This is a genomic window from Enterobacter cloacae complex sp. P24RS, assembly GCF_014982165.1.
Taxonomy (GTDB): Bacteria; Pseudomonadota; Gammaproteobacteria; order Enterobacterales; family Enterobacteriaceae; genus Enterobacter; species Enterobacter quasihormaechei.
This window is the reverse complement of the sequence record NZ_JADCKU010000024.1, coordinates 1-19,575: the sequence shown is the minus strand read 5'-3', so window position 1 is coordinate 19,575 and position 19,575 is coordinate 1. Positions and strand designations below refer to the sequence as shown.

18 protein-coding genes, 1 tRNA gene and 1 pseudogene are annotated in these 19,575 nt (G+C 50.1%); 4 read left to right on the top strand and 16 right to left on the bottom strand.

Annotated features, from left to right (window positions below):
- Nucleotides 1-6: 6 nt before the first annotated feature.
- The 11 genes and pseudogenes from INF58_RS19655 to dnaQ form a co-directional block, all read right to left on the bottom strand.
- On the bottom strand, nucleotides 7-1,521 hold the full coding sequence (locus tag INF58_RS19655; protein WP_193528344.1) for an ABC transporter substrate-binding protein: 1,515 nt from the start codon (nucleotides 1,519-1,521) through the stop codon (nucleotides 7-9).
- A 2-nt stretch (nucleotides 1,522-1,523) separates the two neighbouring features.
- A complete protein-coding gene (locus tag INF58_RS19650) occupies nucleotides 1,524-2,606 on the bottom strand; it encodes an ABC transporter ATP-binding protein (RefSeq protein WP_193528343.1) in 1,083 nt (360 codons plus the stop codon).
- Nucleotides 2,603-3,616 (bottom strand): ABC transporter ATP-binding protein, encoded by a 1,014-nt coding sequence (locus tag INF58_RS19645; protein WP_193528342.1) that lies wholly within the window; start codon nucleotides 3,614-3,616, stop codon nucleotides 2,603-2,605. The genes INF58_RS19650 and INF58_RS19645 overlap by 4 nt, the downstream gene beginning before the upstream one ends.
- A complete protein-coding gene (locus tag INF58_RS19640; RefSeq protein WP_063451779.1) occupies nucleotides 3,613-4,332 on the bottom strand; it encodes a FadR/GntR family transcriptional regulator in 720 nt (239 codons plus the stop codon). The genes INF58_RS19645 and INF58_RS19640 overlap by 4 nt, the downstream gene beginning before the upstream one ends.
- 1,142 nt (nucleotides 4,333-5,474) lie before the next feature.
- Nucleotides 5,475-6,053: a hypothetical protein gene (locus INF58_RS19635; RefSeq protein WP_193528341.1), complete on the bottom strand. Its 579-nt coding sequence runs from the start codon at nucleotides 6,051-6,053 to the stop codon at nucleotides 5,475-5,477.
- Nucleotides 6,054-6,061: 8 nt separating this feature from the next.
- Nucleotides 6,062-6,955, bottom strand: coding sequence for a hypothetical protein (locus INF58_RS19630; RefSeq protein WP_193528340.1), 894 nt, complete (start codon nucleotides 6,953-6,955; stop codon nucleotides 6,062-6,064).
- Nucleotides 6,956-7,049: 94 nt separating this feature from the next.
- A complete protein-coding gene (locus INF58_RS21015; RefSeq protein WP_226847838.1) occupies nucleotides 7,050-7,157 on the bottom strand; it encodes a T6SS immunity protein Tdi1 domain-containing protein in 108 nt (35 codons plus the stop codon).
- 449 nt (nucleotides 7,158-7,606) lie between these two features.
- On the bottom strand, nucleotides 7,607-8,005 hold the full coding sequence (locus INF58_RS19620; protein ID WP_193528339.1) for a contractile injection system protein, VgrG/Pvc8 family: 399 nt from the start codon (nucleotides 8,003-8,005) through the stop codon (nucleotides 7,607-7,609).
- 63 nt (nucleotides 8,006-8,068) lie between these two features.
- Nucleotides 8,069-8,577 (bottom strand): annotated as a pseudogene (gene tssD, locus INF58_RS19615) (type VI secretion system tube protein TssD).
- 1,496 nt (nucleotides 8,578-10,073) lie between these two features.
- Nucleotides 10,074-10,150: transfer RNA gene (locus INF58_RS19610), tRNA-Asp, on the bottom strand.
- 132 nt (nucleotides 10,151-10,282) lie between these two features.
- On the bottom strand, nucleotides 10,283-11,014 hold the full coding sequence (dnaQ, locus tag INF58_RS19605) for a DNA polymerase III subunit epsilon (RefSeq protein WP_072201000.1): 732 nt from the start codon (nucleotides 11,012-11,014) through the stop codon (nucleotides 10,283-10,285).
- Here dnaQ and rnhA point away from each other — a divergent pair.
- Nucleotides 10,968-11,546: a ribonuclease HI gene (gene rnhA, locus INF58_RS19600; protein WP_162196835.1), complete on the top strand. Its 579-nt coding sequence runs from the start codon at nucleotides 10,968-10,970 to the stop codon at nucleotides 11,544-11,546. The two genes, dnaQ and rnhA, sit on opposite strands and share 47 nt — an antisense overlap.
- Here rnhA and INF58_RS19595 read toward each other — a convergent pair whose 3' ends face one another.
- Nucleotides 11,547-12,263, bottom strand: a complete 717-nt coding sequence (locus INF58_RS19595) for a class I SAM-dependent methyltransferase (RefSeq protein ID WP_107534747.1) — start codon at nucleotides 12,261-12,263, stop codon at nucleotides 11,547-11,549. It lies immediately after the preceding gene.
- Between the two features lie 32 nt (nucleotides 12,264-12,295).
- Here INF58_RS19595 and gloB point away from each other — a divergent pair, with 32 nt between their 5' ends.
- Nucleotides 12,296-13,054 carry a hydroxyacylglutathione hydrolase gene (gloB, locus tag INF58_RS19590; RefSeq protein ID WP_193528338.1) on the top strand — a complete coding sequence of 253 codons (759 nt, stop codon included), beginning with the start codon at nucleotides 12,296-12,298 and terminating at the stop codon, nucleotides 13,052-13,054.
- A gap of 68 nt (nucleotides 13,055-13,122) precedes the next feature.
- A complete protein-coding gene (mltD, locus tag INF58_RS19585) occupies nucleotides 13,123-14,487 on the top strand; it encodes a murein transglycosylase D (protein WP_107534745.1) in 1,365 nt (454 codons plus the stop codon).
- A 52-nt stretch (nucleotides 14,488-14,539) separates the two neighbouring features.
- On the opposite strand, the gene INF58_RS19580 is transcribed toward mltD, so the two are convergent.
- From INF58_RS19580 to INF58_RS19570, 3 genes are all read right to left on the bottom strand, one after another.
- Nucleotides 14,540-15,313, bottom strand: a complete 774-nt coding sequence (locus tag INF58_RS19580) for a class I SAM-dependent methyltransferase (RefSeq protein WP_193032603.1) — start codon at nucleotides 15,311-15,313, stop codon at nucleotides 14,540-14,542.
- A 77-nt stretch (nucleotides 15,314-15,390) separates the two neighbouring features.
- Nucleotides 15,391-16,191 carry an endonuclease/exonuclease/phosphatase family protein gene (locus INF58_RS19575; protein WP_193032602.1) on the bottom strand — a complete coding sequence of 267 codons (801 nt, stop codon included), beginning with the start codon at nucleotides 16,189-16,191 and terminating at the stop codon, nucleotides 15,391-15,393.
- A 137-nt stretch (nucleotides 16,192-16,328) separates the two neighbouring features.
- Complete coding sequence (locus INF58_RS19570; RefSeq protein WP_193528337.1) at nucleotides 16,329-17,504, bottom strand: MFS transporter; 1,176 nt, start codon at nucleotides 17,502-17,504, stop codon at nucleotides 16,329-16,331.
- 104 nt (nucleotides 17,505-17,608) lie between these two features.
- On the opposite strand from INF58_RS19570, the gene yafC reads away from it, so the two are divergent.
- The gene (gene yafC, locus INF58_RS19565; RefSeq protein WP_107534741.1) at nucleotides 17,609-18,514 is read left to right on the top strand and encodes a DNA-binding transcriptional regulator YafC; all 906 of its coding nucleotides are present in this window, start codon (nucleotides 17,609-17,611) and stop codon (nucleotides 18,512-18,514) included.
- A 28-nt stretch (nucleotides 18,515-18,542) separates the two neighbouring features.
- On the opposite strand, the gene dkgB is transcribed toward yafC, so the two are convergent.
- Nucleotides 18,543-19,346, bottom strand: a complete 804-nt coding sequence (dkgB, locus tag INF58_RS19560; protein ID WP_193528336.1) for a 2,5-didehydrogluconate reductase DkgB — start codon at nucleotides 19,344-19,346, stop codon at nucleotides 18,543-18,545.
- Nucleotides 19,347-19,575: the final 229 nt, after the last annotated feature.

The following is a 19,575-nucleotide window of genomic DNA, read 5'->3' as shown; positions in this document are numbered from 1 at the left end:
GGAGGTTTATTTCGCCAGCGTTAAGCCAGCCAGACGCACAATGCCGTCCGGGTACGCTTTGAAGCCCTGCACGCGCTTGTTCAGGCCAAAAATGCGCGGTTCGAAGTAGAGATAGGCAATCGGCATGTCGGTTTGCAGTTGCTTCACCACCTTGACGTACAGCGGCTGGCGGGCGGCCTGATCGGTACTCTGGCGCGCCTGCGTTAGCCATTCATCCACCTGAGCATTGCTGTAGCGGCCATCGTTGAGGGTGCCTTTGCTGTTGATAAAGCCGTAGATGCTGCCATCTGGATCCGGGCGACCCGACCAGCCGGAGAAGCTCAACTGGTAGTCACCGCTCTGCTGGCGATCCAGCAGCGTGGCGAACTCGGTCATTTGCAGGTTCAGGTTAAAGCCCGCCTCTGCCACCATCGCCTGCAATACCTGGCCCACCTGCTGCGAGGTTGGGTTGTTCGGCACCAGCAGATTGACGGTCAGCGGCGTGGTGACGCCTGCGGCTTTCAGCAGCGCTTTGGCTTTGTCGACGTCACGCGGGGGAACTGGAAGATTGACGTGGTACGGGCTTACCGGCGAAAACGCCTGGTTTGCCGGAGTGTAAAGTCCCTCGAACACCACCTGGTTTAAAGCATCGCGATCGATGGCCTGAGAAAATGCTTCACGCACGCGGGCATCTTTGAAGGGATCGTTCGCCGGGACTTTGCCATTGTTAATGTTGAAGGTGATGCCCTGGTATCCGAGGCCCGTTACCTTCGCCAGCGCCAGTTTGCTGTCGGCCTCGACGGTTTTGACGTCGCTGGCGGCAATGCCTTCGGTCAGGTCGAGATCGCCCGCGCGCAGGTTCGCCAGGCGCACGGAAGCATCCGGGATCGGCAGATAGATTATTTTATCGAAGTGGTAGGCGTCTTTGTTCCAGTAGTTGTCGAAGCGGGTCAGCACAATGCGGTCCTGCGACACGCGGCTGTCGAACTTATACGGGCCGGAACAGACTGGATGCGCGGCAAAATCGGCTTTTTTCGCGGCTTCTGGCGCCATCATTGCGCCTGCGCGATCGGTGAGCTGCATCAGAAGTGCGGCATCCGGCGTTTTCAGGTGCAGGGCTAACTGCATCGGGCCGGTGACCTCCACTGACTCAACGGAAGAGAGTTCACTTTTACGCAGAGAACCTTTTAACGTCAGGGCACGGTCGAGGTTATATTTCGCGGCGACGGCATCAAATTTTTCACCGTCGTGGAAGGTCACGCCATCACGGAGATCCAGGGTCAGCGTTTTACCGTCATTGCTCCACGCCCAGGATTTTGCCAGTCCCGGCACCACCTTGAGATGTTCGTCCACGTCCACCAGCCGGTCACACAGGGAGGCAAACACGAAGCGGCCATAATAGGTACGCGCCAGATGCGGGTCCAGCATGTCCGGGTCTGCGCCCAGGCCGATTCGCAGCACGCTTTCAGAATGGGCGGGCAGCGCCGCGCCAAGCAACATAACACTTCCCAGTACGGTCAAAAGAGAATTACGCATTGTCATTATCATGAGTTCCTTGAAGGAAGGGAGGAGTGAGTGGCCGCGTGTTCAAACAGCGCGCGGCGGCGCAAAAATGCGGCGGATGGCGGTGCGATCTGGATAACGCTGCGATCGCGGTTAATCTCCTGCCAGCGGTGGCAGGCGACCTGACGCCCGCCGTCGATGACCTGATTAATCGGCTCGACCTGGCGGCATTCATCGGTAACGTAGGGGCAACGGGTGTGGAAACGGCAGCCGGAGGGCGGGTTAGCCGGGTTCGGTAAATCACCCTGCAACAGCGGCGCATCCCGCGCTACGCCTGGCTGCATCTGCGGTGCTGAGGCAATTAACGCCTGAGTATAAGGATGCAGCGGCGCATCGAAGATATCGTCGACGGTGGCCAGCTCGACGATTTGCCCAAGATACATCACCGCCACGCGGTCGCTCATATGACGGATAACCGCCAGCCCGTGGGCGACGATCACCATCGTTAGCCCCAGCTGGTGCTTCAGGCTTTCCAGTAAATTCACCACCTGTGCCTGAACGGAAACGTCCAGCGCAGAGACCGGTTCATCGCCCAGCAGCAGCGTTGGGCCCGACGCCAGCGCGCGCGCAATGCCGATACGCTGGCGCTGCCCGCCGGAAAATTCGTGCGGATAACGCCCGGCCCAGGCCGCGGGCAAGCCGACCGTCCTGAGCAGCTCGGCAACGCGGTACTGGCGATCCGCTTTTTTCATGTTCTGGTGCAGCCACAGCGGCTCACCAACAATCTGCTCTACCGTCATGCGCGGGTTCAGCGAGGCGAAGGGATCCTGAAAGATGATCTGTAGCTCACGCCGAAGCTGGTTCAGACGAGTACCTGAGGCGTGGGTGATCTCCTCACCCTGATAAAATACGCGCCCTTCGCTGGCACTCAGCAGGCGCAGCAGCAGACGACCGAGGGTGGATTTTCCGGAACCGGATTCGCCGACAATGGCCAGCGTTTCGCCTGGCATCACCGACAGCGAAACGCGGTCGACAGCCGTGACAAAGCGGGCTGGCGTAAACAGTTTTTTCGGGCCGGGGAAAAGCTTGCTCAGATCGCGGGCTTCAAGAATGGGCGTGGTCATGCAATTTCTCCCATGGCAATGTGTTGTTCCAGCGGCACGCGGAAGCAGGCAACCTGATGGCCCGCGCCGAGCGTAGTGAGCGGTGGTTTTTCAGCATGACAGCGCGTCTGCGCGAAGGGGCATCGGGTAGCAAAGCGGCAGCCTTGAGGCATGGATTCCGGCAGCGGGACCGATCCGGGAATGGTGGAAAGCTGGCCCTTGCGTGCGCCAAGGGAGGGGATCGAGCCCATCAAGCCAATTGTGTACGGGTGCTGCGGGTCGGCAAATATCGCCTCGACGCTCCCCTGCTCCACTACCTGTCCGGCGTACATTACCGCCACCTGCTGTGCGACTTCGGCCACCACGCCTAAATCGTGAGTGATCATCAGCACCGCCGTGCCCGTTTCTTCTTTTAGGGTATTGAGCAGGGCGAGAATTTGCGCCTGAATGGTCACGTCCAGGGCGGTAGTGGGTTCGTCAGCAATCAGTAATTTGGGGTGGTTTATCAGGGCCATCGCAATCATCACGCGCTGGCGCATACCGCCGGAAAGCTGATGCGGGTAAGCCTTGAGGCGCATCTCTGCGGCCGGGATCTGCACCTTCTCCAGGATCTGTAGCGCAACCGTCATCGCCTCAGCCCGGGAGATCGTTTGATGGCGCATCACCGCTTCACTGAGCTGATCGCCAAGCGTGAAGGCCGGGTTGAGCGAGGTCATGGGCTCCTGGAATATCATCGCCAGCTCGCTGCCGCGCAGATCGGCATACTCGCGCGGCGAGAGCTTGCGCAGGTCGTGGCGGCGGAAATGCATCTCCCCGCTAACGATCCGGGCGCTGGCAGGCAATAACCCCATCAGCGCCAAGGAAGTGATGCTTTTACCGCAGCCGGACTCGCCCACCAGCGCCAGTGTTTCTCCCGCTCTGACCGTCAGCGAGATGTCTTCGAGCACGCTCACCGGCGAGCCCGCGAATTTAACGTTGAGGTTTTGCAGCCGCAGTACGGGCGTGGAGTCCTTAAAGGGTATCGTCGTCATAGCGTGGAATCGTCCTCAAGGTGGATAGCCTGAATCAGGGCGGTTTGCAGGCTGAGCAGGTGTTCGCGCATGGCGGCGGCTGCTTCATTAGGCTGGCGATGAATAATCGCTGACATGATGTTGTGATGGTGGTCGTTGTAGCTATCGACACGTTCAGGGGTGCGGGCAAGTTCGCGTAAATGCTGCCAGCCGGGCTCCCGGCGGACGGCATCTATCGCATCAAAAAGCCCTAACATCAGGCGGTTGCCTGCTGCTTCCGCAATGGCGCGGTGAAAGGCGCTATCCCACAGTTCGTTGAGATCGCGGTCATCCGGGCTGACCTTATCAATGCGTTCCAGCATGCGCTGCATGAGCGCGAGGTTTTCCCTGGTGGCACGCAGTGCCGCAAGTCGGGCTAAGCCGGGTTCAAGCTGTAGACGAGCTTCCATGACTTCCAGCAGATTGGTTTGCTGAACCAATCCCTGAAGCGCCAACGGCTCAACAGGGGCAGCCGGACCAATGAAGGTGCCCTTGCCCTGCTTGCGCCAGATACGCCCCTCCTCTTCCAGCACGTCCAGCGCGCGACGCACTTCACGTCGCCCTACGCCGAGCGTATCCGACAGCTCACGTTCAGTGGGCAGCGGAATGCCTGGTGTTGACTCGTGCTGGTTGATAAGACCGCGCAACTGCTCAAGCGCGGTGCTGGAATTTGCTAAAAACCGTGAAGGCTTTTCCATATTGGTTCGCTCGCTTTCATCATCACTTTATATTTATCAACGATAAGTTATTGATATGAAGCGCTACTTATCGTGCTAATGATTAAGCAATAAGCGAACCAATAGCGTATTGGTTCAGATCTTTTCTGAAAAATGATCGGTAACCGAATGATTTCTTATGAATTATTTTTACATAATTATTACATAACTAAGTGAGGTTCGGAGAGGGGATGGGCAAACAATGCACAAAAGCAGTGCAAATAACGCACTAAAACCGTGCAAATGTTAATAAATTGCACTGATTGTATTAACTTTTTGTTAACGAAAATAAGAAGAGAGATAAGCGAGTGTAGGGAGTATAAAACGACGAAAGCCTGAATCATTTCTGATTCAGGCTTACTGAATAGTGGCGGAACGGACGGGACTCGAACCCGGTATTGAACCATATGAAAAATATAGATAAAGTTCATCTCACCTTCACTGTAGGCTCATTTTCAAAAACTGAAAAGCGGGCGTTTTTTTAGACGAGACCAGTTATCCTGATATCACCATTCTACCATGTGTAGCTACATTTCTATAAAGGAAGCTCTCTTCCATGTGTACAGATATGACTGCCAGAAATTTGAACATCAGAATGGAAATTATTTACCATGAAACAACTTGTCTTACGTTTCAGTTCTGTGGGTAACCGCCAAAAACGTGCTGTATAATTCTTGACGCCGTTTTTCATCAAAGATGCCTTTGAAACCGATAATATAACTTTCACCACGTCTTATTCGATATTTGAAGACTTTTTACTATACAGTAACTCACCTTTACTGTTTCCAAGATCAGCTGTTCTTCCAGCTCCACTTTTGAAACTAACTTACTTCATTATCCGCTAAATTGAGCCCCATCGCATACTCTCTTTGCCTTACCGCCATTTTTATTTTTTTCAAAAAATTGGTCAGCCACAACCATTCTTACCTCAGGGTATCACTGTTCCTGCTTACCCCAGCCATACAGTGATTTCGGGCCACTTTTTTACCCAGCTTTGATACTTTGTCTTCTGTCCGTTTTCCGATATATCCGTTTTTCCCTGTTATTATGATTTTGTCTCTGAACATATATCAACCTGACGCTTTATCCCTTTGCTAGCTGGATTTTAATCTACATATATGACTTTATTCGCCATCGGCTTCACAAAGATGCGCCACTTCAGGATCATCTGTATCCCTACAATCTTTTGGCCGAGCAAAAGCCTGAATAACTATTTTTTCACCATATTCATCACAATCACGACGTTGTAAATCAACATCTTTCTGGCGATATCCATACATCGGGAGGACATCAGGATTGCGACGAATTTCTTCTTCAGTATAAATTTTTCGAAGTTTTTCCATTGTAAAGACAGACGTTTCTTGATCAATAATATTGGCATCATTTAAAGACATATAATCATTTTCACTAGGATTACGGCCCAGCGTCCAATTAGAAAATATATAATTATTCTCTTTCCAGAAAACGACTGCACTTCGGCGACCATCAGGCCAGTCATAACCTAGCATGCAAAAATGATTATCATTCTGACTTTTACCTTCCTTTAATATAAAATATTCGAGAGCATCCTTATAGATCTCTTTATAGGGTGTTGTCGCAGTTATTTTGTATCTGGCAACTGGCTTTGAATTAAAGATACCCCAGTCATCAGCCTTTGACACAAAAGAGCTAAACAGGAAAATAACGATAAGAACAGATCTCATAACAGCCCTCAATCATTGTTGGGTTTATTAGGGTTATCGATAAATTTCTTTTGTAGCCCATAGAAACTCTGACCTGACAGATCAAATAAGTGCTTAAAATTTCTCCCTAGGCTGGAACTCCCCTGAGTTCGCCAGCTATAAACCTTTTCACCAGTGGTAACACCTGAATTTTCCCCACTAGCAATCTTGATTGCAGCCTGAAGTAGATTACGATACTTTGTAAAATTTTTACTATTACCCTTATTACATTCATTGAAGAATGCGTCAATATTTTTCTGGACACTTGGTTTCAGAACTGGGTAATTCCGAAAGCCTTCAATAACTCTTCCGGACTTGATTAATCCGATCAGGGTTGGATTATTTTTTGGAACATCAAGCAAATAGGGATGTGAGAATTTAAAACGATTATATAATGCCTGCCTCATATATTGCATAGCCTTTATAGCATCTGTTTCGTTATATCCTGAACCACTAGGTCTTTTGGTTTCTGCTAATAATACCAGTAACATAGCCCTTTGTTCAGGTGTTAAGTCTTTTGGCATTGAGATTGTACTCATTACCTCTATTGTTAAATTTGGAAAACAACCATTAAAATGTCCATTAGCAGGAATACAACTATTCATATATTTGCTTGATTTAGCAGACGACTCACGAGCATGGATTATGACGAAACCTTCTTTTATCGCAGTAATCTGAATGCTTTGCTCCCGTTGATTTTGGCGGGAAGACTGTGTGATTGAAACGATTCCCTGGACGGACGCTCCTAAAACGAGATGCTGCCCATCGCTGCCAAATCCATTTATTTTTAAATAGAGCGATTCTTTTGGTGTCAGGTAAAAATGATAGTTTGTCAGTGGATTTTTGTTAGCTCGCGTACTTATAAAAATATTATCATTAGCCATAAAAATGCATTTTCTATATTCTAATGAGTTAGGTAATGCATAAAAATGCTCACCTAACTCATATAATACTTCATCCCTAAAATCTAGAATTTAACTATTCTGGTGAAACTAACTCCCTAAGGATTGACAAATGAACCTGGCAGTCTACTTTCCTTAAGCTCTCTTTTTTATTCGCCCCCCCTAAGACATAAGCAGGCTTCAAACCAAATATCTCATTTTTCTTTAAAAGACCGTATATCTCTACTGCTTATTAAAAATATAATTATCATTGCAATCGAGCAAATCAAACTCATCTGGACTTGAAAATGCGAAAAATGATTCTATTTCACTATTCAGATCTTCTGATATTTTCCTTAAACAATCAGCCTTATTAAATAAAATTCGATTCAGGATTGGCAATACTTTAATATCCCTACCAATTGCCTCCCCGAAAATATAAAGGTTGCCAAAAGCATTTTTACTATAACATGGTAAGAATCCATTTCTTCAAATGGAGTATTCTCTAACATATTGATCGCGCATTTTCTTTATCCTCGAATTCCACTACCCCGGCACAATTCTGACTTAATATGTTGTTCAGAAGCATCATCTAAGGTTGCCAACCTTCCTTCTTGATTCCAGCTTGCGCCTATTGAACTATTAACGCCTGAGTCACCAAGTGACGCCATTCTCGCCCAGCAGTGTGTCGATGATGGTTTCGATATCCTGATTCTGAAAACTGCGAAAATTCTGCCGCAGGGCGCTGCGCCAGAACGGGGGACGGATTTCCAGCCAGTAATCCGTCCGCTGACCATCGAACTCACCCCGGCTGAAAGCGGTGACAATACCTTTTACTTGGCGAAGGATGGTTTCCCCTTCCCATATTTTCAGAATTGCCGTTTTCTCCGTCACCATCTCGTGGCTAAGGGAGGTGAAATATTCACTGGAAACGCGCACATCAAGACAAAAAAGTGAAGAGAGCGACTCGTTCCGGTTAAAATCGACCACCGGAAACATATTCGGCGGGAGCCCTTCAACATCCAGAGTAAAACGTAATCCTTGTGATGACATAACAACCTTCCTGATCCCGCAAATAACTGAGGTATACCGTAACTTCACGGCATGTCTTTCCAGCTATAAAAAATATGCTACCAGCGCAGCTCGCCAGTCGTCGGCACCAGAAATGCCGCGGTAACGTGTTTCCATTAAATCTCGCAATAAGACAGCGAAACCTTAATCAACTGAAAGAATTCAAGCTTCGCCGAATCCTGACAATGCGGCATATCGCAGTCGATATCCACGATGGTCGAGTGAGTCAGGCGAGTCATGAAAAGTGCTCCTGTTTCCCTTCAACAGACGTTCTGTCTTTGGCAACATTTCACCGGAAGCCAGCGCGTTGAACAGCATCAAAATGGCTTTATTTAGCGCCACTGTAAAAAAACACGGCTTATGCGCACGTAGACTAGCAGGCTGGCCGGACTAAGAGTCGGTTGGCACTGTGACGTTATGCTGAAACTCCTGAACCAGCCTCTCATCTTCATGCCCCTGAACGTAGATAATACCCACATGCTCCGCAGTAAATGCCCCTTTGTGATGTTACTCTTGGTCTGATCGGGAATAGCGATATAACACGGCGTTGGCATCCTTAACTCCCTTACGTATCCACAACATTTAAGTCAAAATCTGCTACTGGCTGGCACATAACCGGAAGAGATTAATCAGTCAGTTAACCGACAAATGGAAAATGAATCTCCGCATCCATATTAGCTGGATAAGGGAAAAAACAAATAATTAAGACGTAAACATCACAAAAATAAATACTCTTCAACCTTTACTTTACTGCATAACAAAAAAAAAGACTTGTAAAACCAGCCACCTATTATGAGAGAATCGAGGAAAAACCATACCCTACATCATTGAACAACATACATTCATCTCATAAATATAAGGCAAACCATTCAATCGTCTACTCAAAAATTAATTTAAGTATCCAATAACGCCCACTTAATATACTTGACCAAGATCATGCAAACTTATTTGCAGCATTATACTTTTAAATTTATAAAGCTCGTTCCTCCCCACAAGAGGCCCAATAGTCTGATAGATAGGGGATTTTTTTACATAAAGCACAACGCAAATAACTGTACGACCCCTATTGTTTCTTATTTAAAGAAATGAATCGAAGCAGTAATATAAATGATACAACTATATCATTAATATATCATTCAAAAGCATTATGTATATGGGAGCAAGAAAAATGACGCCGCCCATAACAAAGAATAAATTAATAACTGTCATATCCCAAAACAGAGGACTAGCGTCAGAAGTTGCTGTTCCTCTCAACCTTTTAGTCACAGGTGACCCAGATAAGACAGACAACACATCTCTGGACGAAAGGCATGTAGTGTTTGTAAACAATAACAAATTCAACTTAGTTATAGCAAAGACAAGAACCAGTTGAATTTTAACGTCAGAAAGCCGAAACATAGACTGTCGGTATTATTTACGCCTCGATGCTGGACGAGGTGGGTGAAATCGGCACCGATATCGAGGTTATGATCTTTAATAAATAGATTTGGCCTCCGTGACACCGACAGCAACCGGACGCCGGGCTGCCCGTTGCCACACTGCTGCAACTGCTGATTTCGCGTTTTCGCTGTTCGCACCGCATAAAGAAAAAAACCAGACTGATAGTTCCCCCTCTTCCGTAAGTTCCTCTTGGTAGTATTCAGCCTGTGACAAAACTGAAGAAAAAGACCGGACAGCTTTATCTAATGATTCTTATGGCATTCCAGCCATGCCTGGGATCTCACCGAATATTCCCGTTCAACTAACTTTTCTGCGGGTTTTATTTTCTGAACTTAGAAAGTCGATAACGGACGGGTAAGAACAGCCATAAAACGCACTCCTTCAATCTCAGTGAAGAAGTAAGCAATATTCTGTTTTTTTTTGAATTTTCTCCGCATAAAGCCTGAAATGGGACTGCGAAATTTATGTCTTTTGAGTGCAGGACTGTTGGCTTTGGCTTCCCCAGTATCGGAGAGAGAAGAGTACAGACGAAAAAAAACCGTATCCTGTAAACAGTGATACGGTTTTCTTTACTATATCGGATGTTATGAAACACCCGAAAACTGAATAGTGGCGGAACGGACGGGACTCGAACCCGCGACCCCCTGCGTGACAGGCAGGTATTCTAACCGACTGAACTACCGCTCCACTGTTCCCGTTTGGGGAACGAGGCGAATATTACGGTCTGCCTCGTAACTCGTCAACGCTTTTTCTCAGGTTTTGAATCGTTTGCTGCAAAAATCACCCAAACGGTGATTTAACAAACGTTTCCGCCTTTTTTCACCCACGCCACAGACAGCTTCCGCCCTTCTTCTGAACTAAATCGAGGCGAGATTCGTGGTTCATCAGCTCTTCATCACTGGCTAAAACAACCCGCAGGCGATTCGCCTGACGCACGACCCGCTGAATACCGCCTTCGTCCCGCGTCTGCTGGGATTCATTTTCCATACTGAATTTTATCGACGTTTGCCCGCCGGTCATGGTCAGGTAAACATCGGCCAGGATCTGGGCATCGAGCAATGCGCCGTGCAGGGTTCGCTTGGTGTTGTCTATCTCATAGCGAGAGCACAGGGCATCAAGGCTGTTACGCTTGCCGGGAAACATCTTCCTTGCCAGCGCCAGGCTATCCGTGACTTTACAGAACGTATTGGTCTTTGGAATATCGCGGTTGAGCTTGCTGAACTCATAGTCCATAAAGCCGATATCGAACGACGCGTTATGAATGACAAGTTCCGCACCTCTGATGTAGTCGAGAAATTCATCCGCGACATCGGCGAAGGTGGGCTTATCCAGCAAAAACTCATCGGCAATCCCGTGAACGCCGAACGCTTCCGGATCCACCAGCCGATCGGGTTTGAGGTAAACGTGGAAGTTGTTGCCCGTAAGACGACGGTTCACTACTTCAACGGCACCAATCTCAATGATTTTGTGCCCTTCATAGTGGGCGCCAATCTGGTTCATACCGGTGGTTTCGGTATCAAGAACAATCTGGCGAGTAATTGCAGTGCTCATAGCGGTCATTTATGTCAGACTTATCGTTTTACTGAACGTTTCAAATACAGGAAGTCTACCAGAGATGCGTAAACAGGTAGAAATTTTCACCGATGGATCTTGTCTCGGTAACCCAGGGCCCGGCGGTTATGGCGCCATTATGCGTTATCGTGAGCATGAAAAAACCTTTAGTGAAGGCTATTTTCTCACCACCAACAACCGCATGGAGCTGATGGCGGCCATCGTGGCGCTGGAAGCGTTAAAAGAACATTGTGACGTGGTGCTGAGTACCGACAGCCAGTATGTTCGCCAGGGCATCACCCAGTGGATCCACAACTGGAAAAAACGCGGCTGGAAAACGGCAGAGAAAAAGCCGGTCAAGAATGTCGACCTCTGGAAGCGTCTTGATGCCGCCCTCGGTCAGCACGAAATCAAATGGGAATGGGTTAAGGGCCACGCCGGGCACCCTGAGAACGAACGCTGTGACGAACTGGCTCGCGCGGCGGCATCCAACCCGACCCATGAGGACGCAGGTTATCAGCCTGAATCCTGATCACGGTTTTTTGTACTGCCGCGTGGCACCCACGGTCTGGCGGATCCGCGTTTTTGATTTGCTTTGCTTCATCGGATTGAGCGTAAGGGGGATCGTCCTCTTACGCGCGACAATATACTGCATGCAGCCCAGCGCGGGTAAATGGGTGCTGAGTAAAACACCGCCTTTTCGCGTCCAGGGGATGACCTGAAAACCGCCGTAGCTCAGCACTTCAAAATTCAGCAGTGAAAGCCAGTCCAGCTGGCGCATCATAGTAAACATCCGGCTGTTATACGGCGGCGTGCGGCGCAGCACGGGCGTTAGCTTGCGCAGCCCCATCAGACTCAGCGGATTAAAACCGCTCAGGATCAGCCAGCCGTCGTCGATCAACACGCGGTCGGCTTCCCGCAGCAGACGATGGGGATCGCTACACCAGGGCAGCGCGTGGGCGAGCAGACAGGCATCAATGGATTTTTCCGCAAACGGCAAATGCAGCGGATCTGCTTTCACCTGAACCGGGGAACCCTTAAGCGATACGTTAACCTGATGCGAGATAGCGCAGCTTTCGGTATTGATTTCTGCGCTGAGATTGCCAATCTTAAGCAGGTGAAAACCATACATTTTCGCGAGCCAGGGTTTAAGCTGAAGTTCTAAAGCTTCGCGATAATATTCACCCCAGGGCAACTCTGCCCAACGATCCGGTGGTGCGACAGTCTGAGGTATCCTTGCCGGTTTCATCAAAACACCCGCCACGCTATAAGAGGTAATGCATGAATCTTATCAGTATTTCCGCCTTTCAGGACAATTACATCTGGGTTTTAGTCGACGACGATCGCAGATGCATCATTGTCGATCCCGGCGAATCCACTCCGATCCTGGACGCAATAAATGAAAACGGCTGGCAGCCGGAGGCGATTCTCCTCACCCACCACCACAATGACCACGTGGGCGGAGTTCCCGATCTGCTTGCGCAATATCCTGGTCTTGCCGTGTATGGGCCGGCTGAGACACAAAACAAGGGCACAACGCAAGTCGTTAGCGAGGGCGAAAGTGTCCAGATTCTTGGGTGGGAGTTTTCCGTATTTGCTACACCAGGTCACACTTCTGGACATCTCTGTTTCTACAGTAAACCTTATCTGTTTTGCGGCGACACGCTGTTTTCAGGTGGATGCGGAAGGCTTTTTGAAGGTACGCCAGAACAAATGTATCAATCTTTACAAAAAATTAATGCATTGCCTGCCGACACCGTAATTTGCTGTGCCCACGAGTATACATTAGGAAATATGAAGTTTGCTGTGAGCATCTTACCCGAGGATCGGGCGATTCAGGATTATTACCAGAAAGTGAAGGAGTTACGTGCAAAAAACCAAAAAACACTCCCCGTAATTCTGAAAAATGAGCGCCAAATAAATTTATTTTTAAGAACGAATGACGTTGATTTAATTAATAAAATTAACCAAGAAACAAATTTGCAACAACCAGAAGCGCGTTTTGCATGGTTAAGGTCAAAGAAAGATAACTTCAGATAAATGCGGGTTGCCTTTTCAAAATTTCGCCGTTATCATCGCTCGTCTTTTAAGCAACTATTGACACACACATGAAGGCAAAAGCGATATTACTCGCCTCTGTCCTGCTTGTTGGTTGCCAGTCACAGAACGGCGGCAACGTACAGCAGCACGCACAGAGCCTTTCTGCGGCTGGTCAAGGGGAAGCAGGGAAGTTTACGAGTCAGGCGCGATGGTTGGACGATGGGACATCCTTCGCGCAGGAACAAGACTTGTGGGCCTCTATTGGCGACGAGCTAAAGATGGGAATTCCGGAGAACACCCGGATTCGCGAACAGAAGCAGAAGTATTTGAGAAATAAGAGCTATCTCCACGATGTAACATTACGGGCAGAGCCGTATATGTACTGGATAGCCGGGCAAGTTAAGAAACGTAACATGCCTATGGAACTGGTACTACTACCCATAGTGGAGAGCGCTTTTGACCCGCACGCGACGTCTGGCGCCAATGCCGCAGGCATTTGGCAGATCATTCCGAGCACAGGGCGAAATTATGGTTTAAAGCAGACCCGCAACTACGATGCGCGTCGTGATGTTGTCGCTTCAACGACAGCCGCTCTCGACATGATGCAACGTCTGAATAAGATGTTTGATGGCGACTGGTTATTGACTGTCGCAGCGTATAACAGTGGTGAAGGTCGTGTACTGAAGGCAATGAAAGCGAATAAAGCGCGTGGTAAATCCACAGACTTCTGGTCGCTCTCACTGCCACAGGAAACAAAGATTTACGTACCGAAAATGCTGGCCCTGAGCGATATTCTCAAGAACAGCAAACGTTACGGTGTACAACTGCCAACACCAGACGAAAGTCGTGCACTGGCGCGTGTCCGCCTCAGCAGCCCGGTTGATATTCAACAGGTTGCCGATATGACGGGTATGTCGGTAAGTAAATTGAAAACCTTTAATGCAGGTGTTAAAGGCTCTACGCTGGGTGCAAGTGGCCCGCGCTATGTGATGGTTCCGCAGAAACACGCAGAACAGTTACGTGAGTCTTTAGCTTCGGGTGAAATTGCAGCCGTTCAGTCTACGCTGATCGCTGATACGTCGCCTGTAAGCAGCCGCAGCTATAAGGTGCGTTCAGGTGATACGCTTTCAGGTATTGCATCACGTCTTGGCGTGAATACGAAAGATCTCCAGCAGTGGAATAATCTGCGCGGGTCGGGTCTGAAAGTGGGTCAAACGCTGACCGTAGGTGCAGGTAGCAGCGCACAGCGTCTCGCTAAAAACAGCGATAGCATTACCTATCGCGTGCGTAAAGGCGACTCGCTGTCCAGTATCGCTAAGCGTCACGGCGTAAACATCAAAGATGTGATGCGCTGGAACAACGATACGGCCAACCTGCAACCTGGCGACCAGTTAACGCTGTTTGTGAAAAACAGCGCTACGCCAGATTCCTGATAGTACGATCGCTTGTTAAAAAGGCACCGATTCCCCTCGGTGCCTTTTTTGTTTATCCCGCTTTATGCGCTTCGGCCATGATGGTGTCGCTGGTAAACGAACCATCCCCATGCAATTCAAAGTACGCCTTCACGTCAGCAGAGGCGCTCTCCTGATACAATCGGATCGCCTGCGTTAATGCCTCCGGTGTGCGCATCCGCGCAATCCATGACGTAAACTCCAGCGGCAAACGGTCGGTTATCAACGAGCGTGAAATCAGGCCGGCTTCGGTGATAAACGTAAGCCACTCTCCACTGGAGTAGTTTTGCACGTGCGAGGTATCACGCAGCGCTTCAACCGTCTGAAGCCAGATATTCCGCACCGGATGTCCCGGAGACATCACGTCCATGATGATGAAGATCCCGCCCGGTTTGAGCACGCGTTTCACTTCCCGTAATGCCTGACCCACATCATGCCAGTGGTGTGCAGAGTAACGGCTAATCACAACCTCAAACGACGCATCCTCAAAGGGTAAAGATTCAGCGTAGCCCTGGCGCGTCGTGACGTTATTCAGCCCTTTCGCTTTTGCCGCCTCAGCAACCACGTCCAGCATCTGGCTCGATAAATCATACGCCGTTACCTGGCCGACATGCTGTGCGGCGGTAAAACTGGCGTGCCCCGCCCCGCAGCCTAAGTCCAGCACGTGCGCGTCAGAAAAGGCGGCGAGCCGTTCGCCAAGACGCACCAGATCGCGGCCAGAAGCGTGCACGGCGCTGCTCAGATAGGCACTTGCCTGAGAACCAAACTGTTTTTCGACGTTGTCATGATGGGAGTGTGTTGTTGTCATGTTGCTGTCCTTTTATGGGTTAAATAATAAAGGGCAGCACCCGCACAGGCCTGCCCCACGGCAGACCTGACGCACCATTATTTATCAGATTTGCCGGGACTGAATTCAACGAGTAGAGGATTATGATCGGAGGCGCGCGTCACCAGTACGGAGGCGTCGTGCACGCTTAAACCACGATAGAAAACGAAATCGAGAGGCCGGCCAAACGCTTTCTTGCGCTGGTCATCGCCAAAACGCACTTCACGCAGCGACATTTCACGCGCAAAGCGGTACAACGCGTTCATGCGCGGACGGCTCCAGGCATTGAAGTCGCCGGCCATAATGATTGGCCCGCTGTGATGAGCAATCTGATCGCCAATGGGAAGTAACTGCTTACTATACACATCAACGCCCAGGCTGAAGTTCACCGCATGTATGTTTACCACCATCAGCAGACGGGTATCAGGCAACGGATAAACCGTGACCAGCGCCGATTTTGCCAGACGCAGGATCGGTTCACGTTCACGCAGCGGGCAGCAATAGACCGGATGTGCGGCTGAAAGGGTCATCACCCCAGATGGATGCTGTGGCAGAACAAAGGCAGGCACCTGATCGGCTGCAAGATAGTTTGTTGTTGCAAACCTTACCAGCTCAGGCGTGGTTTGCGCCTCCTGTAACAGAACCAGATGCGCATCTTTGCCGAAATTTTGAAGTACGGATAACCACTCCGCACGCTGTTGCTTGAAGATGTTCCACACCAGCACGCGAATTTTATCGTCACTGCTTAAGGGAGTGCCCGCAGGTAATGCCTGGCTGAGGCTCGCAAACGACCCCGGAGGCAAGATCCTCTCCGCAGGCATTCCGGCAACATAACGCATGGCATAGGTATTTTTTCGCACTTTTGGAAACGGCCTCTGTAACATGAACCAGCCCGGAAAACGGACTGGTTCTAATGTTATAGGGATTTTAGGTCACACTTTCAACGCAATTACTGAGAAACCGCTTTCCAGTTTTGTAAGCAAGCACTTACTGATACTCATCCCAGCGCGACGCGAGCAGGTTTATCAAGACGTCCACTCAGAACAATCAGGAAGAAAGCGACAAGCACAATCACTGCGCCAATCCACGGCGTCTGGGTTAATCCAACGTGTTCAACCGTCTGCCCACCGATAACCGAGCCGAGTGCGATACCGATATTGAATGCGGCAATATTCAGGCCGGATGCGACATCCACCGCATTGGGGGTATAGCGTTCCGCTTTCTGCACAACATAGACCTGCAATCCCGGTACGTTACCAAACGCGAATACCCCCATAACCAATACCGTTACCAGCGCGGCGTATTGCATCGATGCGGTGAACTGGAAAATCATCAGCAGAACAACCAGTGCGGCGAAGATAAACTTCAGCGCCGGTACCGCACCATGCTTATCCGCAAGCTTGCCGCCCCAGATATTGCCGATTGCGACGGAGATACCGTAGCCCAGTAAAATCCAGCTCACTTCCCCCGGGGAGAAACCAGCCAGCTCCTGCATCATCGGCGCAAGGAAGGTGAACGCAGTGAACACGCCACCATAGCCCAGCGCCGTTACGGCATAGATAAGCAGCAGGCGCGGGTGTGTAAGAACCTTAACCTGATCGCTCAGGCTGGCACTCGCTCGCCCCGGGATATTCGACGGGACCAACAGCAGGCTGGCCACCAGAGCAATGACGCCCAACAGCGATACCGCGAGGAAGGTTTCACGCCAGCCAAAATGTTGTCCGATAAACGTTCCTAACGGCACTCCGGTGACCAGCGCGACGGTTAAGCCACCAAACATAATCGCAATAGCTGACGCCGCTTTCTCTTTTGCCACCAGGCTGGTTGCAATCGTGGAACCGATAGAGAAGAAGACCCCGTGCGCGAGGCCTGTCAGCAGGCGAGCAACGACCAGCGTGGCGTAATCCGGTGCCTGCCAGGCCAGAATATTGCCGGCGGTAAAGAGCACCATCAGGGCGACTAACAGTTGTTTACGCGGGAATCGGCCGGTCAGCGCCGTCAGCACAGGCGCCCCAACAGCGACACCTAACGCATAAATAGATACCAACAGCCCGGCAGAGGGCAGCGAAATGGCAAGTTGATGAGCAATGGTAGGGACCAGTCCTACAATAACAAATTCGGTCGTGCCAATTGCAAAGGCACTGATCGTCAGGGCAAGAAGCGCCAGTGGCATAAAATACTCCGTCTCTTCAGGATTAAGATGACAGGCAGTATGCGCCAGTGTTTAAATAACAAAAATGGTTAGAATCTCAATAGAATTTTGCAGGTGGTGCAATAATGAAGGCTACATCGGAAGAACTGACTATCTTTGTCGCCGTGGTCGAAAGCGGGAGCTTTAGCCGCGCCGCCGAACAGCTCGGGCAGGCGAACTCTGCCATCAGCCGCTCGGTGAAAAAGCTGGAGATGAAGCTCGGGGTAAGCCTGCTTAACAGAACAACGCGCCAGCTCAGCCTGACGGAAGAAGGTGAGCGTTATTTTCGACGCGTGCAGTCCGTTTTGCAGGAGATGGCGGCGGCAGAAACGGAAATTATTGAATCACGCAGCACGCCGCGTGGACTGCTGCGCATAGATGCGGCGACGCCGGTCGTGCTGCATTTCCTGATGCCGTTAATCAAGCCCTTCCGGGAGCGTTACCCGGAGATGACCCTGTCGCTGGTCTCTTCTGAGACATTCATTAACCTGATTGAGCGTAAAGTTGACGTGGCGATCCGCGCGGGCACTCTGACGGACTCAAGCTTACGCGCGCGCCCCTTGTTCGCCAGCTACCGCAAAATTATCGCGTCACCGCAATATATTGCCGAGCATGGCAGACCGGAGACGGTTGAAGAGCTGAAGCAGCATCTGTGTCTGGGTTTTACGGAGCCTGTAAGCCTGAACACCTGGCCTGTCGCCTGCCATGACGGCCAGCTTCATGAAATCACCTGCGGTATCTCTTCTAACAGCGGGGAAACGCTGAAGCAGCTGTGTCTGCAAGGGAATGGGATCGCCTGCTTATCCGACTATATGATTGATAAGGAAATTGCAGCTGGCCAGCTAGTTGAGCTAATGGCTGATAAACGCTTGCCTGTAGAGATGCCTTTTAGCGCGGTGTATTACAGTGACCGAGCGGTAAGTACGCGCATACGCGCATTTATCGACTTCCTGAGTGAGCATATAAAAACAGCTCCCGGAGGAGCTGTGTGAGGGTTAAGGTCACAGAGGGAGGGTTTTATTAATCCCAGTCTGGTGCTAACCCTTCCGGGCTGACCAGACGATCGTTGCATTCCAGTGCTGCGATCGCTTTTTTATCTTCATCATCAAGCTGGAGATCCCGCGCTAACAGGTTACTTGCCAGGTTTTCACGTTTGGTTGAAGACGGGATCACGGCATAACCTTCACCCATCGCCCATGCCAGAATCACCTGTGCAGCTGTCGCATTGTGTTTTTCAGCGATGCGCGCAATGACTTCATCTTTCAGGGCCTTACCATAAGCCAGCGTCATGTACGAGGTGATATGAATACCATGCTGTTTCGCCCAGTCCACTACGTTGCGGTTTTGCAGGTAGGGAGAGAGTTCAATCTGGTTAGTAGCAATATTCTCTTTACCCACTGCGGCAATGGCTTTTTCCATCAATGGGATAGTGAAATTCGAGATACCAATTTCACGCGTTAAGCCCTGCTCTTTTGCCTCCAGCAGCGCCTGCATGAATTCCTCTACGGAGACGGCATCGCCAGGTGATGGCCAGTGGATCAACGTCAGATCAACATAATCAGTACGCAGCTTTTTCAGACTTTCCTTTAGGCTTGGGATCAGCTTGTCTTTGCTGAGGTTCTCAATCCAGATTTTGGTGGTGATGAAAAGCTCGTGGCGCGGTATGCCGCTCTCTTCGATGGCCTGGCCTACGGCAGCTTCGTTGTCATAAATCTGCGCCGTATCAACGGCGCGATAGCCCAGTTCCAGAGCGGTTTTAACAGATGCGATAACAACGTCGTCCTTCAGGCGAAAAGTGCCGAGACCCAGTGCAGGGATAGTCATATGATTCCTCAATCGTTATGTTCGTAAACTGAGGAGGATTATCGCTGTGGTTGTTATGTCGAAAAAGATCGTAAAACGCAGAGGATTTTTGCTAATTTCGCAATAGTTAAACGACAGATAAGAAAAAAGCCCTGAGCGTTAGCTCAGGGCTTTTAATAAGTGGCGGAACGGACGGGACTCGAACCCGCGACCCCCTGCGTGACAGGCAGGTATTCTAACCGACTGAACT